Below are 17810 nucleotides of genomic sequence, written 5' to 3'. Positions count from 1 at the left end.
ATGGCAATTATTCATATAGACGGTCAAGACGTCGAAGTTGATGGTGCCGATAACTTGCTACAAGCTTGTTTATCGCTTGGCATCGATATCCCTTATTTTTGTTATCATCCAGCATTGGGCTCGGTGGGTTCTTGCCGCCAATGTGCCGTCAAGCAATATAATAACAAAGAAGATTATGAAGCCGGTCGTGGTCGTTTGGTCATGTCATGTATGGTCAATCCGACACCAGACATGTGGATCTCAGTGACGGATGCAGAAGTGAAAAACTTCCGTAAAAGCTTGGTTGAGTTCTTAATGACTAACCACCCCCATGACTGTCCAACCTGTGAAGAGGGCGGTCATTGTCACTTGCAAGATATGACCTACATGTCAGGTCACAATCATCGTAAATACCGCTTTACTAAACGTACCCACCAAAACCAAGACTTGGGTCCATTTATCAATCATGAGATGAACCGCTGTATCGCGTGTTATCGCTGTGTGCGTTATTACAAAGACTATGCAGGTGGTGAAGATTTAGGGGTTTACGCATCAGCAAGCCGTGTGTACTTTGGTCGTGATAAAGACGGTCAGTTTGAAAGTGAATTTTCAGGCAACCTTACCGAAGTTTGTCCAACTGGGGTATTCACCGACAAAACTCACTCAGAGCGCTACAATCGTAAATGGGACATGCAATATGCCCCAAGCATTTGTCATGGCTGTTCGGCAGGTTGTAATATCTCAGCGGGTGAGCGCTATGGTGAATTGCGCCGTATCGAAAACCGTTTTAACGGTGAAGTCAACGCTTACTTCCTGTGTGACCGTGGTCGTTTCGGCTATGGCTATGTCAACCGCCAAGACCGCCCAATTCAAGCGATTGAAACACTAAGCGGTAAACAAACCAATTTGAGCATTGACCATACTATCGATGCCATCAAAAACCGGTTGCAAGGTAAAAAAGCCATCGGTATTGGTTCACCCGTTGCCAGCCTTGAATCAAACTATGCCCTAAAACGCTTAGTCGGTGCCGAAAATTTTAGCATTGGTATTACCAATCAAGAAAAAACTGTGGTACAAAAATGTATCGATGTATTGACCACAGAAAATATCCATAATCCAAGTATGCGTGAGATTGAGGATTATGATGCGGTATTGATTTTGGGTGAAGATATTACCCAAACCAGTCCACGTATTGCACTGGCAGTACGCCAAGCGGCAAAAAATCGCGCCAAACAAATGGCAGATGCGCTAAAAACGCCAGATTTCTTGGCAGAGCCTGTGGCTCGTATCGGTCAAAAAGACTACAGCCCAATCTTTATTGTGGATGTCAAAGATACACGCCTTGATGATATCGCCAAAGTAAGCTGCGTAGCCACCCCAAGCGATATCGCTGAATTAGGCTTTAGCATCGCTGAGCAAATGAAAACGTTGGCCACCTCGCAACTACCAAAAGATTTGGTCATCGATGAAGGCGATAATGCTGATATGCAGGCATTTGCTAAACATATCGCGCAGACGCTACTTAAAGCAACCAAACCCCTTATCATCTCAGGCTCATCACTGTACCACACTGCTATCATAGAAGCGGCGGCACAAATTGCCAATATCGCTGAGCAAAAACGCGGTGAAGTGGTAGTATATGAAAAAGGCGTGGTTGACACCCACAATGTGCAAGTGGATGCAGAGATTGCCAAAATCGATGCAGAGCAAGCCAAGCTCAAACAAGAGATGGATGAAGCGGCATTTGCTGAACAAGCCAAGCAAGTTAAACGCCCAAGCCGTATGAACCCAACCAAAGGCTACCAAGAAAAAGCGGGTCTGTACTTGTCAGTACCTGCTGCCAATAGCATAGGTGTCAACTTACTCGGTGGTAAAGCGATTGATGAATTAGATGATGATGCCGATGTGGTGATTGTCATGGAAAATGACATCAGCCGCCGCCTAACCGCGGAGCAAATGAACCAACTGGTAGCCAACAAATCACTGATTGTACTCGACCATGAAGCTTATCAATGGCATAACCAGGCTGATGTGATGGTACCTGTAGCAACCTTTGCAGAAGCGGACGGTACACTAATCTCAGCAGAAGGTCGTGCACAGCGTTTCTTCCAAGTTTATGATCCTGTTTACTATCGCCCGCAAAGCATGGTAAAAGAAAGCTGGCGTTGGTTGCATGCGGTAGAGTCTGAGCTCAATGGCCGTGCGATTGACTGGACGCAGCTTGATGATGTGATTACTGCGGTCGCAGACACCAATCCACAACTAGCGGCAATCAGACAAGCAGCGCCATCAGCCGATTACCGTATTACCGGTCTAAAAGTCGCGCGTGAGCCACGCCGTTATTCCGGTCGTACAGCGATGCGTGCGCCGATTTCTGTGCATGAGCCAGAGCAGCCAAAAGATATCGATACGGGCTTGACCTTCTCACAAGAAGGTTATGTGGGCACCCAAACGGATTCATCAATGATTCCATTTGCTTGGTCAGCAGGTTGGAACTCACCGCAAGCTTGGAATAAATACCAAGATAAAGTGGGTGGTCATCTAAAACATGGCGATCCAGGGGTGCGTATTTTTGATGCGTTAACACCATTGCCAAAACGTGAGTATATTGCGCCTGCGGCAGCTAGCCAACAAGGTTCTACCCAGCTAGTGCCGGTATATAATATTTTTGCTAGTGATGAACTCACTGCCCGTAGTGACGTGGTTGCCTCACAATTGCTGCCAGCTGCTTTTAGTGTATCAACGGATGATGCGGACAAATGGCAGTTGCAATCAGGTGATATGTTAACCGTCACAGTGAAGGGTATAGCCACCACATTACCTGTGCAGCTTGTCGATTACTTAGCCGAAAGCTGTGTGGGGTATCCTGTGGGTCAGGCGGGTGCATTAGAAGCCTTGCTGGCGCAGCCTTATACGGACATCAGTATAGTAAAATCAGCAACTACCAACACTGTCGTACCCCCAGCAGCTAATAATGGTGGTGTGACAGCTCAAGTAACTCGAGGGGAGGGGGTATAATGGACTATTCTGTTAGACAGATGCCCGATTTACCTGCATGGCTGGCTGGGGTAATGTCCCCTGAAGCTTGGTCAATTGTATTTTTGGCAGTGCAATCAATTGTTATTTTCTTGGCGGTGGTGATTTTTGCTGCGTTGATGATTCCTTATGAACGTCGCATGTTGGCACTGTGGCAAGACCGTTATGGTCCAAACCGTGTGGGTTGGCAAGGTTCGCTACAAGTTGCCGCGGATATGCTAAAAATCTTCTTTAAAGAAGACTGGACACCCAAATTTGCCGATAAATTTATCTTTGTCTTGGCGCCTGCGATTTCATTGTTTACCGCTTTAGCCGCTTATATCATTGTGCCAGTTACGCCATCACTCGGTGGCGCAGACTGGAGTATCGGTATTTTGTTCTTTTTTGCGATGGCAGGGTTGGCAGTTTATGCCGTGATGTTTGGTGGCTGGGCATCAGCCAATAAATATGCCTTGCTTGGTGGTTTACGCTCTGCTGCCCAAACCATTAGTTATGAAGTCTTTCTAGGATTATCGCTAATGGGTGTGGTGGCGTTGGCAGGGTCATTTAACTTACGCGATATCGTATACTCACAAGCCGGTGGTTTTTGGCACTGGAATGTGTTTGGTCAAATTTTAGGGTTTTTAACCTTTATGGTCGCAGGTGTGGCAGTCACCCACCGTTTCCCATTTGACCAGCCAGAAGCAGAGCAAGAATTGGCAGAAGGTTACCATGTTGAATACTCAGGTATGAAATTTGGTATGTTCTTTGTCGGTGAGTATGTGAATATCGTGTTGGTATCGTCGCTGATTACTATTTTATTCTTTGGTGGTTGGTTGCCATTATTTGATGGACTGAGTTTTATCCCGCCGATTATTTGGTTTATGTTAAAAACGCTATTTTTCATGACCATGTTTGTATTGGCGCGTGGGGCGTTGATGCGTCCACGTTATGACCAAGTAATGAACTTTGGCTGGAAAATTTGTCTACCCATTACCTTGATTAATTTACTCGCGACGGCGGCCTATGTATTATGGCGCACCCATGGTGTAGGGTAAGGTGGAGATTAACGTATGTATTTGACTATGGTAAAAAACACGATTACGGGTTTTGGCTCAATTCTGCGCACCCTAATCATGGTCGCAAGTCATGCGACCCGTAAACGTGATACGATTTTATACCCAGAACAACCTGTCCCTGTACCGCCGCGTTTTCGGGGGCGTATTGTACTGACACGCGACCCGGATGGGGATGAGCGCTGTGTGGCCTGTAATTTATGTGCTGTCGCTTGCCCGGTGGGTTGTATTTCACTGCAAAAAGCGGAACGTGAAGACGGACGCTGGTATCCAGAGTTTTTCCGTATTAATTTTTCGCGTTGTATCTTTTGTGGTATGTGTGAAGAAGCGTGCCCGACAACTGCTATTCAGATGACGCCAGATTTTGAGCTCGGTGAGTACAACCGTCAAAACTTGGTGTATGAAAAAGAGCATTTGTTAATTTCAGGCCCGGGTAAATTTCCTGACTACAATTATTACCGTGTGACTGGGATGGCGACCAAAGATAAACCTAAAGGGGCACACCAAAATGAGTCTGCGCCGATTGATTTACGGAGTTTATTGCCATGATAACCGGAGCAACGATAGGGTTTTATTTATTAGCGATTGTCGCTATTTTGGCTAGTTTGCGCGTGATTACTCGTACCAATCCTGTACATGCGTTACTAAACATGATTGTCACGCTGCTGGCGTTATCAGGTATTTTCTTTGCCTTAGGTGCGCCATTTGCCGGTGCGCTTGAAATCATCGTTTATGCAGGCGCGATTATGGTATTGTTCGTCTTTGTGGTGATGATGCTGAACTTAGGCACCCAAAGTACCTTAGAAGAAGAAAGCTGGTTATCATCCTCAGCTTGGGCAGTGCCGGCAGGACTTGCATTTATTGTGGGTTTGACCTTGTTTAGTTTGATTGGCATGAAACATGGTTTTGAAGGAATGATGCCAGCGTTTATTGGGGTGGAGCCAGTCACGGCAAAAATGATCGGTGCCAAATTATTTACCGAATATTTATTGTTGGTCGAAATTGCAGGGTTTTTATTACTAGCGGGTTTGGTGGCGGCTTATCATTTGGCAAAATCTGCCTTGGATGATGAAAACGAAAGTCATAACAGTGAGCTTGGTAATACCATACAACCTGCCTTAACGAATTTTATTGATAAAGAGCCCAGCCAACCGGCTGTGTTACGCGAAGTTCAGGAGGAGAAGGCATAATGGGACACTTTCCATTAGAGCATGTGCCATTAGAGCACGGTCTAATCTTGTCAGCGATTTTGTTTGCCATTGGTTTTTGTGGTGTGATGGTACGACGTAATTTTTTGTTTATGTTGATGAGTCTTGAGATTATGATGAATGCTGCTGCCTTAGCATTTGTAGTGGCAGGTAGTCGCTGGGTCAGTCCTGACGGACAAATTATGTTTATCTTGGTGCTAACTTTGGCAGCCGCTGAAGTCGCAATTGGGTTGGCTATTCTTTTACAGTTTTATCATAAGCGTGGTCATTTAGATGTCGATACGGCAAATGAGATGAAAGGGTGAAATCAAAATGAGTATGTTACCTTTAACCTTTATGCTGCCGCTGATTGGCTTTCTGATTCTAGCGACCATGCGTGACCGCTTGAGCGAAAACGCAGCCGCAGTGGTCGGCGTCGGTAGTATGGGTTTGGCTGCTTTGTGTGCCTTGATGGCAGGCAGTGATTTTTTAATGAACCACCCACAAGGCGCTGTCATTAATCAGCCATTGTGGACGTGGATGCAAGTCGGTAATTTTGCCCCAAAATTTGGTCTCATGCTGGATGGTTTGGGCGTGACCATGATGGGCGTGATTACCGGTGTCGGTTTTTTAATTCATATTTTTGCGTCATGGTATATGCGCGGTGAAACAGGCTACGCAAGATTTTTTAGCTATATGAACCTGTTCGTCGCAAGTATGTTGTTACTTGTGCTTGCTGACAATTTAGTGCTGTTGTACTTAGGTTGGGAAGGCGTGGGTATCTGTTCTTACTTATTGATTGGTTTTTATTATCATGAGCGCGCCAATGGCCGTGCCGCGATGAAAGCCTTTACTGTAACCCGTGTGGGTGATGTGTTTTTAGCGTTTGGCTTATTCTTGTTGTTCCGTGAATTGGGTACGTTAAATATCTCAGATATCAATGCCAATGTATCGCAAATGCTAACGTCGGCAGGGTCAACGGTGACGATTTTTGGTCATAGCTATCCTACCATCAAAGTTGCGGCTGTGATGCTAGTGCTTGGTGCGATGGGTAAATCTGCACAAATCCCGCTGCATTCTTGGCTTGCCGATGCGATGGCAGGTCCTACGCCTGTTTCAGCCTTGATTCATGCGGCAACGATGGTGACCGCAGGTGTGTATTTAATTGCCCGTTTACATCCAGTGTTCTTATTGACCCCTGATGTATTGGCAAGTTGGGTAGGTATCGTTGGGGCAACAACATTGTTGGTTGCTGGTTTCTGTGCGCTTGCACAAACCGATATCAAACGTATCTTAGCTTATTCGACCATGAGTCAAATCGGTTATATGTTCTTGGCATTAGGGGTAGGCGCTTGGCAAGTTGCGATTTTCCACTTGATGACCCATGCATTCTTCAAAGCTTTGTTATTCCTAGGGTCGGGCGCTGTTATCTTGGCATACCATCATGAGCAAAACATCTTTAAAATGGGTGGCTTGTTCTATAAAAATAAATTCCTATTTGCGGTGTTTGCGATTGGTGGTGGGGCACTTGCTGCGATTCCTTGGATTACGGTGGGTTATTACTCAAAAGATGAAATCATTTGGGAAGCCTTCGCATCAGGTCATATGAATTTATTTTGGATGGCAGTGGTGGGTGCGTTTTTAACCTCGATTTATACGTTTCGTATGATTTGGATTGTGTTCTTTGGGGAAGAAAAAACGCCTATTCACGATCTTAAAGGTTGGACATACTGGCTGCCGCTCGCGGTATTGCTAGTGTTATCAACTGCAGTGGGGGCGATGATTCATCCACCATTAGCAGGCGTATTGCCACAGAGTTTTAGCGTGATTCATCCTGAGGTAGAACATGGTAAGCACACAGCAGAAATGATTGTGATGGCTGCGATGTTGGCGGGTTTGATTGTGGGTGCTTTCTTGTTTGCCCTAGATAAAGGTCGCATTGTGAGTAAGTTTAACCAAACAGGTTTGGGCCGTGCGCTTAATTACTGGTGCTATCATGGTTTAGGTTTTGATGCTTTGTATGACATTGTATTTGTTAAACCATTCTTATTGATTGGTAAGTTGATTAAAATTGACCCGATTGACCGCACTTGGAATATTTTACCAGCACTATCGTTGGCAGGTAACCGAGTGGCGACATGGTTCCAATCTGGCTCGATTCGTGGGTATGCTGCTAGCTTCGGTCTTGGCATGGCAGTATTGTTGGTGTTGGTAATGATGATGATAGGGAAGTAACAGTTATGCAAAATAATCTCTTATTACCCGCCTTGATATTTATTCCAATCATTGCAGGTTTTCTGTGCTGGTTGGTTGAAAAAGTTGATGAACGTTTACCTCGGTGGATTGCGTTTCTTGGCATGCTATTAACGTTTTTGATTACGGTAGCTATTTGGCAAAACGGTAACTTTATTGGTTCAGCACAAACCATTGCTGAGGTGACTGCTAAACCGACTTGGTTGGCAGAGTTTCAATTACCTTGGATGCCCTCATTGGGGGTCAGTTTCCATCTAGCCATTGATGGGTTATCGCTGTTGATGGTGAGCCTAACAGCCTTCTTAGGTATGATGGCGGTGGCGTGTTCATGGGGTGAGATTACTCGCCGTGTGGGCTTCTTCCATCTTAATCTACTTTGGAGCTTGGGCGGTGTTATTGGTGTTTTCCTAGCAATCGATATGTTCTTGTTCTTCTTCTTTTGGGAGATGATGTTAGTTCCTATTTATTTCTTGATTGCAATCTGGGGACACAATGCGATTGGCGGTAAAACCAAAGAATATGCCGCAACCAAATTCTTTATTTATACCCAAGCATCGGGTCTGATTATGTTGATTGGTATTTTGATTTTGGTGATGATTCATGCATCAACCACAGGTCAAATAACTTTTAACTATATGGACTTGCTAGGTACAGATCTTGGCAAATGGCAATATCCAATCATGCTGATGTTCTTTATTGGCTTTGCGGTTAAATTACCAATTTTCCCACTGCATGGCTGGTTACCCGATGCGCACGCACAAGCACCGACTGCAGGCTCGGTGGATTTGGCCGGTATTTTGATTAAAACCGCGGCGTATGGTTTATTGCGATTTGTTCTGCCATTATTCCCAGAAGCCAGTGCTCAGTTTGCACCGATTGCGATTACCTTGGGCGGTATTGGTATTTTTTATGGGGCTTGGCTTGCGTTTATGCAGCAAGATATCAAGCGGTTACTGGCTTATACCAGTATTTCACACATGGGTTTTGTGGTACTTGCGTTGTATGCCGGTACGTTAATTAGTTTCCAAGGCTTGATGATTCAAATGTTGGCACATGGTCTTAGCTCAGCGGCATTATTTATCATGAGTGGTCAGCTTTATGAGCGTCTACATACCCGTGATTTGAGCCAAATGGGGGGTATGTGGGGTCAAATGCGTTATTACCCACCGTTACTTATGTTCTTTGCCGCGGCATTATTAGGTATTCCAGGTACCGGTAACTTTATTGGGGAGTTCTTAATTCTGTTAGGTTCTTTCGCCTCGCATCCTGTGGCAGTGGTGTTTGCTACCTTTAGCTTAGTCGTTGCCGGTTTATACGCATTAATTATGATTTATAAAGCATTATTTGGTACGCCAACAGCGACGATTGAGAAAATGTCACCGATGCGTGATATCAATGCGCGTGAAGCGGCAATCTTGTTGGTGCTTGGGTTTGGTTTATTATGGTTAGGTCTATATCCCCAATCATTCTTAGATACCTCTGATCACAGTATGCACTGGATTAGTCAAGCATATCATGTCCAGCAAGTTGCACCTACTGCTCAAGAGCCATTTGCTCATATGGAGGTAAAATAGATGAATCCTATTATTCCATTTGCTAGCAATGTGCTCATGCCATTGTTTCCAATGATTTTAATTTCAATCACCACGGTGGTGGTGATGATTGCCATCGCCATGAAGCGTTCAAATTTTGTGGCAGGTACCATCAGTGTGATTGGCCTTAATGCCGCCTTGTTTGTTGTCCTTATACAATTATTGGGTGGCAATCCTGATAGCATGTTGCATGGTCTGTATGAATTATTTACACCATCGCAAGGCTTGATTGCTCCCTTATTTGTAGTGGATAGCTTTGCCCAGTTCAATATGGTGATTATTTTAATCAGCTCGCTTGCGTGCTTTACCTTGGCGTATGGTTACATTGGAGGCTATCGCGATAATAAAGAAGAGTTGTATTTGCTACTGCTTATCTCAACATTGGGCGCGCTGTTTATGGTATGCGCTGATAACTTAGCTTCTTTCTTTGTCAGCTTAGAGTTATTGTCGGTACCGCTATATGGTATGTTGGCTTATACTTATGCGCGTGGTAAATCGTTAGAAGCGGGTTTTAAATACCTCATTTTATCGGCGACAGCCTCTGCTACCATGTTGATGGGTATGGCATTAATCTACTCAAACACAGGTACTTTGTCCTTCCGTCAAATTGGTATGGCAATCGTACCCATGTTTCAAAATGGTATCGTTATGCCGATTTTGGTGGTGGGGACTGCATTAATGTTATTTGGTATTGCCTTTAAACTCTCAGCAGTACCATTCCATACTTGGACGCCAGACGTTTACCAAGGTGCGCCTGCGCCTGTGGCGACTTTCTTAGGCAGTGTATCCAAGGTAGCTATGATGGCGCTAGGATTACGTTTCTTATTGTCTACGGCGACCTTAGCTTTGCCAGCAATCAATACCTTGATTGTGGTGATTGCCAGTTTATCGATGATTATCGGTAACGTACTGGCGCTTCGTCAGCACAATATAAAACGTCTGTTAGCCTATTCATCTATTGCGCATATCGGCTATGTGTTAGCGATTATCAGCGCCGTAAAAGTTGAATCAGCAGGTTTTGTCAGCCTTTACATGGCAGTGTATGCGTTTACCACCATTGGAGCGTTTGGTGTTGTGACTATCATGTCAAGCCCGTATAAACGTCAAGGCGAGGCGGAATTGGTTGACAACTTCCAAGGTATTTTTTGGCAACGTCCTGTACTGACCGCTGTATTAACTGTAATGCTCTTATCATTGGCAGGTATTCCATTGACCGCAGGCTTTATCAGCAAATTCTTTGCGATTTTTGCTACGGTTTCAGCGCAAAGTTGGTGGCTCACTGCCATGATTATCGTGGGTAGTGCAATTAGCTTGTATTACTATCTAAATCTTATGGTCACCTTGTTTAGACGCCCCCAAGAAGTACAGCCGCACGATGCAGTCAATCATTGGGGCGTTCAAGCAGGCGGCATTATGGTATTGTTGGTGACGTTAGCGGTATTGTACTTCGGTATTTTTCCCGAAACGTTATCAAAAATTATCACGCTAGTTCGTCTGTATTAATCCAACTTTAGTACTGCGACATAAAAAAGCGTATCTTAGCTCATTAAGGTACGCTTTTTTGTTTATAATGATGCAAAAAAAATGGTCAAGATAACATGTCAGATGATAAAAGTATTCGCGTTAAAGTGATTGAAATAACCCGTTGGGCACCCACTTTGCTAAGTTTTAAAGTCACGCGTCCCGATGGCTTTAAATTTACCGCAGGGCAATTTGTTAGGCTCGGTATTCATGGCAAAGATTTGCAATATTTTGCACAAAACCATGAGACCAAATTAATAACTTCTGAGACACAAGATTATGAGACGAAAGGTCAGCACGTTGACCTTGATGGCTATGTGTTTCGCGCGTATTCCGTCGCATCTTCGCCCTATGATGAATTTATTGAATTTTTCTCGGTGGTCATTCCTCACGGGGAATTCACCAGTAAGGTTAATCATATCCAAGTGGGCGATAGTTTATTGCTTAATACCACGCCATTTGGCTACTTGACCTTAGCCCGCTACCAGTTACCCCTACCCAATGATTTATGGTTGCTGGCAACAGGCACAGGTTTAGCCCCATTTTTATCGATTTTAAAGACCATTGATGTATGGCAGCAATATCAGCGCATTATTTTGGTGTACAGCGCACGCACCTCGCAAGAGCTTGCTTATCAAGCGGAGATTGACGCGATTAAGTCAATCTATGGCGACAATGGAGCAGCGTTTGTATTTTTGCCCATTGTCACGCGAGAAGCGGATTATGCGGGGGAAAAAGCGCGGATTCCCAATCTGATATTGTCGGGCAAGTTAACCGAGTTGGTAGGGCAGAAACTGGATAAAGAGCGCAGTCACGTGATGCTATGTGGTAACCCGCAAATGGTCGAAGATACCAAAGAAGCCTTAAAATCGATTGGATTGACCATGAATCGGCGCGGTGAAGGTAATATCGCCGTTGAAAACTATTGGTAAGCGCCTTGTTAATTGGCAAAGCACAATCGGTAAAAAATCAGTAGAGCAAAAGCGGTAAAGGATGAGGTTTGATACCGATGAAAAAATTCTAAGCCGCTTTAGTTGCGTTTGCTGTTATTGCAGGATTATCCGCTTCAGTAATTAATTGGTCACTACTACCTATATTGAGAATTTCACCGACGTTGGCATTAGCTCTCAGCAGTAGTTGCTGTTCAGCAAGATAACCGTGATTAACTTGCACCTTGCGCAGCGTCGCCATGATTTTTTCGTTTTTCTTCAGCCAGCGACCAATATCGAGATACAAGATATCATCTTTTTGGTGCACCAAATTGATTTTCTCCAAAATCATGCCGAGGGGGTCTTTCTTTAACACCCGTTTAAAAAACCAAAGCGCTACATGAATCGCTTTTGATTTCACATAGGAATCTGAATACAAGCCAATGACATCAGTGTCAGTCAATTGCTGAAATACCAAGCGTTGGCGATAACGGTCAAATTGGGCATGTACCACACCTAAGTTGACAGCCAGGTCAGCGTAGATGCCTTTATAGTTAACCGTTGCATACAGTCGAAGCCAGCCTTCATGAATCTCTAGATGCATGGCCAATATCGCTTTGACTTTTGCCACCACAAATTTTTGAATGGCATCGTTTAGCTGCTTTTCGGTGGCGGGCACGATAAACTCTTGACCGGCAAAATCTTCGATTTTTTCATACCACGTTTGTGATTTTTGTATCAGCGCACGTGCGATTTCTTCAGAATGGGTGGCAAAAAATTCATCCAGTTGCGTTTTGCTTGTTATCACTATCGTTTCTCAGTTTTTATATTTATATTGAATGCTATTATTGTAGTCAGTTTTTGGGCATTGTAAAGTTGCTAATCATAAAGTCACTGACCCGTCTACAAAAAATCTTGTACCATTAATTGGTAAGCACTGATTGCTACTTATTGATTACTAACCACTCATTGCTAATGGTGTATGAATTTAGCTTCAGCCAAGGTTTGATTTAATCTATACTATCTGCGCGTTATAATACATGAGTGATTTGTATTTTTTTTAGTAAGGTTGTGGAGATAGCGTCGTCATCGCTCAAAGGGTTATATTTTGGTGTATAGCAAAGACAGCCACCGTGATGTTTTTCAAAAGTTAATGCCACATACTACGGCTTGCAAAGACAGCGTCATGCTATTTGCTATCATTACGGCGGTGACAATTCATGCGGCTGTTATTTTTGGTATCCAATTTGAAGATAAAAGCTCACCAACTGCAGCGGTGCAAGAAGTCACCACGGTGTTGACCGAAAATCTGCAAAAGAATGAAAAGGCCGATTTTATCGCCAATGCCGGCCAGCAAGGTGGCGGTGAGTCCAACGAAAAGCTACGGCTTGAAAACAATACCATGAGTCCCTTAGAAGACCAAGCAATCAATGAAACCGATGATATCGTGAGTCAAGAACGCCAAACGCGTCAACAAGCGTTTCAAGAAAGTTATTTACGTACCACGTTAAGCTTTGAAAAAATCCGCAGAGAAAATAATAATAAAAAACAAGACGATAGCGAAAATCTAGCCGCGCAGGAACAACGGGTACAGGCACAAATTGCCACCCTTGAAACCAAAATCAGCAGTAACCGCCAATTACTAGCCAAAAAATCTGCGGTCAAAACTATCAGCAGTAACTCCACCACCACGGGTGAAGCCGCGCGCTATATCGAGAATTTTCGCCAACAAGCCTATCATATTGGCAACCAGCAATATCCCCAAGAAGCCCGCGCCAAAGGCATCAAAGGCGATGTCATGCTGATGGTGATTATCGAGCCTAACGGGCAAGTCAAATCTATCAAAGTGTTACAGTCATCAGGCGCTACCATCTTGGATGAAGCAGCAAAAAATTCGGTGCGTAAAGCCGCGCCATTTGGTAAATTCTCAAAGGAAATGCAAGATTATTTGGAGCTGCGTATTATCCGTACCTGGCGATTTGGTGATACCTTAACCGTTGATGACCAAAACCCCGCAATTTAACTTTTCACTAACTATGCTAAAGGCTGTCTTATGTCAACCGTACTACACAAAGAATTGGCGCTATTTGACCTCGATAACACCCTCATTGATACCGATAGTGACTATATGTGGGGTGAGTTTTTGGTCAAACATCATTTGGTAGAAGAATCGCTGTATCGTGCTAAAAATCGGGAGTTCTATGAGCACTATATCGCAGGGACGCTCGATGCGGTCGTCTATAATGAATTTGTGGCAGGCTTTTTAAAACAGCATACTTTAGCCCAGTTACATGAATGGCGTGAACAATATTTGCAAGATGAAATCGCACCAAAAGTGCGTCCAAAAGCGGTTAACGCTATCCAATCACATTTACAAGCAGGGCACGATGTGGTAGTGATTTCTGCCACCAATGCCTTTGTGGTCAAAGCCATTGCTAACAAATTATTTTTGGTAGAGGAAGATAATATTTTAGCCACTGAGCTTGAAGTCACCGAGCAGGGGTACACGGGTAAGGTCGCAGGACAGCCAAACTTTAAAGAAGGCAAAATCATTCATTTAAAAAATTGGATTGCTCAAAAAAACGCACAAGGTATTACTTATACCAAAACTTATGCCTATTCGGATTCAAAAAATGATTTGCCGCTATTAGAATGGGCAGATGTGGCGATTGCGGTATGCCCCGATGATACTCTACACGCGCATGCCTTAGCGCATCATTGGGCAGTGGAAGATTGGTCGATAAAAGCACAGGTGTAGTGGGCAACAGCCAAGATGAATGGCGACAGCTAAGATGAATCCAGTAACAGATTCAGGTATAATGGCGCATTTTTCATAGTAACACGTTAAGGTAACCTCACATGGAAATCAACCCGTATTTAGAGCATATCAAAGACTTAACTGACCGTGGCAACCAGCTTCGGGGGTATCTTTGACATCGAAGCCAAGCAAGAGCGTTTGGAAGAAGTCAATTTAGAGCTTGAAAACCCAGAACTGTGGAACGACCCAGAGCGTGCCACCAAAATCAGTAAAGAAAAATCGCAGCTTGATAATGTCATTGGCGTGATTACCGCTTTAGATGACAAGTTAGAAGACGCCAAAGCCATGATTGACTTAGCGGTGGAAGCCGATGATGCGACCTTATTGTCAGACGTACAAGCGGAACTCGATGAGGCCGAAGCTAAAGTCGCAGATTTAGAGTTTAAACGTATGTTTAGCGGTGAGATGGATGGCAACAATTGCTATGTTGATATCCAGTCAGGCTCAGGCGGTACCGAAGCCCAAGACTGGGCAGAGATGCTGCTGCGGATGTATTTGCGCTGGTGTGAATCACATGGCTTTAAAGCCGAAATCATGGAACTATCAGCAGGTGGTGTCGCAGGGATTAAAAGCGCATCGATTCATGTCAAAGGTGACTATGCGTTTGGCTGGTTACGTACCGAAATCGGCGTGCATCGTTTGGTGAGAAAATCACCGTTTGATAGCAACAACGGTCGCCACACGTCGTTTGCGGCGGTGTTTGTATCGCCTGAGATTGATGATAATATTGAGATTGATATCAACCCTGCCGATTTACGCATCGATACTTATCGCTCAAGCGGTGCAGGCGGTCAGCACGTTAATACCACCGACTCTGCGGTACGTATCACCCACCAACCGACAGGCATTGTGGTGGCGTGTCAAAATGAACGTAGCCAACATGCCAACAAAGACACGGCAATGAAAATGCTACGCGCCAAACTGTACGAGCGTGAAATGATGCAGCGTATGGAAAAGCAACAAGCGCTAGAAGAAACCAAATCGGATATCGGTTGGGGTAGTCAAATTCGCTCGTATGTGCTCGATGACTCGCGGATTAAGGACTTACGAACAGGGGTGGAAACTTCCAATACCCAAGCGGTGCTAGATGGCGACCTTGATAAATTTATCGAAGCGAGCCTAAAAGCAGGGCTTTGATTTAACTGCGCTGCCTACAATAACCCATTGCTAATTTATCCGCACTTGCTAAAATTAGAGGGTCAATTTTTTAGTTGACACTCTTTTTTTTTCATAAGGATTTGATATGCTGTACCAATGGCAAGACAAAAAACCCACTTATCAGGCACCCTTCACAGGCTGGGTCGCAGACTCCGCTGAAGTCATAGGCGATGTGCATTTAGCTGATAACGTCAGTGTGTGGTTTGGCGCGGTGATACGCGCGGACAATGCGCCGATTTATTTGGGCAAAAATAGTAATGTGCAAGAAAACAGTGTGATACACACCGATGAAGGTATCGCCGTCACCATTGGCGAAGGCGTGACGATTGGGCATTTGGCGATGCTACACGGCTGCACTGTTGGTGATAATAGCTTGATTGGTATCGGTGCGATTGTGCTCAATAATGCCCAAATCGGCAAAAATTGCATCATCGGTGCCAATGCGCTTGTCACCGAAAATATGCAAATCCCAGATAATTCCATCGTGATGGGAAGCCCAGCTAAAGTTGTCAAAACCTTGCCGCAGGGGCGCGAAGTGATGCTTCAACAATCAGCTTTACATTATGTTGAAAAAGCAAATGCCTTTAAAACGGGACTTAAACCCATAGCCATTGAGTATTAAGTTTTTTGCGTATTAAGTTGTTATAAAGTAATTCAAAAAAAATTTGACTAAAAAAAGGATAGTCAGTTTACTATCCTTTTTTTATGCAATACATGATTAAGCAATACGTTGTCTTAACGCTGCCGCACGCTCTAGCAATGCCGGGTTATCGCTATCTTTGATTTCATCAAGCAAGCGTTTGGCACTGTCATATTCCCCTAAATTCACATACTGTTCTGCCAAATCTACGTTTAGCGTATCCGTGTCGATATCCTTAATGACATCGAGTATCTCTGATAAATCTTCAACAACTGGCGCAGTTGTTAGGCTTCCCTCATCTGCAATCGATGTCGTTTCAGGACTAGCGATTGGGGTCGTAGTTGTTTGTGTATTTGCTGGAGTAGCTGCCTGAGTAGTTGAGTCATCAAAAGACAAATCAAACATGTCATCTGAGATGAGTAGCGAATCAGATGGGTTAGGGGCGTTGACTTCTGCCAAGTCAACGACCGATGGGGTAGCAGGCTTGGCTAGTGAAGCCGCTTCTGCTTGGCGTAGTAATTCATCATCCAAAGCAAACGATGCAATATCTGTGGCTTCATCACTGGCAACCGGTACAGAAGTCACCGCATCAGAAGTTAGATTGCTAGATGCTTTAATATCTGACGTGTCAAAGCTTAAGGCTGCTTCTGTAGTAGCGTCATTGGTTGGAGTAACCGCTGGCTCAGCGTTCAAATCAAAGTCGAAATCAAACTCATCTGCGCTTTCGTGAGTGCTCGGTGCAGCCGTTGGGGTCGTTATCATTGGTTCTAAAGCAGTAGCAGTAGGTGTTGATTGCGTCTCTGGTAAACTAAAGTCAAAATCAAAATCAAAATCGCTGTCGCTAATAGCATTGTTATTGTTATTGACGTTACTTGCCGAAGTGGTGGTTACAGGTTCCTCTGTCACTGGGGCAACAATTTCGGTAGGTGATTCTAAGACAGGGGCAGCGACAGTCTCAGCGGTCGCGGGCTGTTTGCTAGGTAGATCAAAATCAAAATCGTCAAAAGTTAACTCATTTGATTGTGATTGCGCCGCTGTGGTTTCAGTAGTAGGGTCAGTTTCAGGCGGGACAGGTGTAACAGGGGCGATTTTGGTTTCAGGTACATCGAGTGCAAAGTCAAAATCTAATTCATTATCGGCATTGCTGTTAGCACCATTAGCTAGGGTTGCTGGCTGTGCCGCTTCAGTGACGCTCGGCATGGCAACCTGTGAGGTGCTGTTGATGGCTGGCTTATCACTGTCTTGTTTAAAACCTGGCAAATCAAAATCAAGTCCATCTGATTCAACGGCTTCAGCGGTATGGGTCATCGCTGCGCTGCGTGCATTTATCGATTGTTCTTCATCTACCAGCGTTTTTAGGTTATTGGCTTGGGCGTTGAGATTGAGGGTTTGAGCAGCCTGCAAAGTCGATTGCGGCAGGTTAGGCGCAGCATAGGGGCTTGGTTGCTGTGATTGACGTTGCAGTTCTAGTTCGCGTTGCTGTTCAGCCAAGGTTTTTGGACGTTTGACTTGGGTCTGAGTATCAACCGTTGTCTGGCTCTTACCTTTTTTCATCAAGAAAACGCCAGCAATAACTACCAAAATCACCACTGCTGCGATACCTATCATTATCGGATCCATCTTTCACCTCATCGTTACGTTA

General features: G+C 44.5%; 15 protein-coding genes. 13 read left to right on the top strand and 2 right to left on the bottom strand.

Annotated features, from left to right (window positions below; translation table 11 throughout):
- From nuoG to RTS09_RS07135, 9 genes are all read left to right on the top strand, one after another.
- Positions 1 to 2997: an NADH-quinone oxidoreductase subunit NuoG gene (gene nuoG, locus RTS09_RS07175; RefSeq protein WP_312535576.1), complete on the top strand. Its 2997-nt coding sequence runs from the start codon at positions 1 to 3 to the stop codon at positions 2995 to 2997.
- Positions 2997 to 4052 (top strand): NADH-quinone oxidoreductase subunit NuoH, encoded by a 1056-nt coding sequence (gene nuoH, locus RTS09_RS07170; RefSeq protein WP_007115473.1) that lies wholly within the window; start codon positions 2997 to 2999, stop codon positions 4050 to 4052. Before nuoG ends, nuoH begins: the two co-directional genes overlap by 1 nt.
- Before the next feature lie 15 nt (positions 4053 to 4067).
- On the top strand, positions 4068 to 4619 hold the full coding sequence (gene nuoI / locus RTS09_RS07165; protein ID WP_007115474.1) for an NADH-quinone oxidoreductase subunit NuoI: 552 nt from the start codon (positions 4068 to 4070) through the stop codon (positions 4617 to 4619).
- Entirely contained in the window at positions 4616 to 5260 is a 645-nt protein-coding gene (gene nuoJ, locus RTS09_RS07160; RefSeq protein ID WP_309575643.1) for an NADH-quinone oxidoreductase subunit J, read from the top strand. The genes nuoI and nuoJ overlap by 4 nt, the downstream gene beginning before the upstream one ends.
- A complete protein-coding gene (nuoK, locus tag RTS09_RS07155) occupies positions 5260 to 5583 on the top strand; it encodes an NADH-quinone oxidoreductase subunit NuoK (RefSeq protein WP_007115476.1) in 324 nt (107 codons plus the stop codon). Before nuoJ ends, nuoK begins: the two co-directional genes overlap by 1 nt.
- Positions 5584 to 5590: 7 nt before the next feature.
- The gene (nuoL, locus tag RTS09_RS07150) at positions 5591 to 7492 is read left to right on the top strand and encodes an NADH-quinone oxidoreductase subunit L (protein WP_312535573.1); all 1902 of its coding nucleotides are present in this window, start codon (positions 5591 to 5593) and stop codon (positions 7490 to 7492) included.
- Positions 7493 to 7497: 5 nt separating this feature from the next.
- On the top strand, positions 7498 to 9084 hold the full coding sequence (gene nuoM, locus RTS09_RS07145) for an NADH-quinone oxidoreductase subunit M (RefSeq protein ID WP_007115478.1): 1587 nt from the start codon (positions 7498 to 7500) through the stop codon (positions 9082 to 9084).
- The gene (locus RTS09_RS07140) at positions 9085 to 10605 is read left to right on the top strand and encodes an NADH-quinone oxidoreductase subunit N (RefSeq protein WP_312535570.1); all 1521 of its coding nucleotides are present in this window, start codon (positions 9085 to 9087) and stop codon (positions 10603 to 10605) included.
- A 95-nt stretch (positions 10606 to 10700) separates the two neighbouring features.
- A complete protein-coding gene (locus RTS09_RS07135) occupies positions 10701 to 11555 on the top strand; it encodes a ferredoxin--NADP reductase (protein ID WP_312535567.1) in 855 nt (284 codons plus the stop codon).
- A gap of 88 nt (positions 11556 to 11643) precedes the next feature.
- Here the strand turns inward: RTS09_RS07135 and RTS09_RS07130 are convergent, their stop codons facing one another.
- Positions 11644 to 12360, bottom strand: coding sequence for a hypothetical protein (locus RTS09_RS07130; protein WP_007115481.1), 717 nt, complete (start codon positions 12358 to 12360; stop codon positions 11644 to 11646).
- A gap of 345 nt (positions 12361 to 12705) precedes the next feature.
- Between RTS09_RS07130 and RTS09_RS07125 the strand changes: the two genes are divergently transcribed.
- The 4 genes from RTS09_RS07125 (at position 12706) to RTS09_RS07110 (ending at position 16150) form a co-directional block, all read left to right on the top strand.
- Entirely contained in the window at positions 12706 to 13575 is an 870-nt protein-coding gene (locus tag RTS09_RS07125; RefSeq protein WP_312535565.1) for an energy transducer TonB, read from the top strand.
- 30 nt (positions 13576 to 13605) lie between these two features.
- Positions 13606 to 14310 (top strand): HAD family hydrolase, encoded by a 705-nt coding sequence (locus tag RTS09_RS07120; protein WP_219333719.1) that lies wholly within the window; start codon positions 13606 to 13608, stop codon positions 14308 to 14310.
- A 101-nt stretch (positions 14311 to 14411) separates the two neighbouring features.
- A protein-coding gene (gene prfB / locus RTS09_RS07115) for a peptide chain release factor 2 (RefSeq protein ID WP_312535560.1) occupies positions 14412 to 15507 on the top strand; the annotation gives its coding sequence in 2 pieces (ribosomal slippage) (positions 14412 to 14483 and positions 14485 to 15507; 1095 coding nt in all).
- A 106-nt stretch (positions 15508 to 15613) separates the two neighbouring features.
- On the top strand, positions 15614 to 16150 hold the full coding sequence (locus RTS09_RS07110; protein WP_312535558.1) for a gamma carbonic anhydrase family protein: 537 nt from the start codon (positions 15614 to 15616) through the stop codon (positions 16148 to 16150).
- Positions 16151 to 16246: 96 nt separating this feature from the next.
- Here the strand turns inward: RTS09_RS07110 and RTS09_RS07105 are convergent, their stop codons facing one another.
- Positions 16247 to 17776: a hypothetical protein gene (locus RTS09_RS07105; RefSeq protein WP_312535556.1), complete on the bottom strand. Its 1530-nt coding sequence runs from the start codon at positions 17774 to 17776 to the stop codon at positions 16247 to 16249.
- Between the last annotated feature and the right edge of the window lie 34 nt (positions 17777 to 17810).

This window comes from Moraxella sp. CTOTU47618, assembly GCF_032017425.1.
Taxonomy (GTDB): domain Bacteria; phylum Pseudomonadota; class Gammaproteobacteria; order Pseudomonadales; family Moraxellaceae; genus Faucicola; species Faucicola tetraodonis.
The sequence above is the reverse complement of the archived record's forward strand: the minus strand, read 5'-3'. Positions and strand labels throughout refer to the sequence as shown.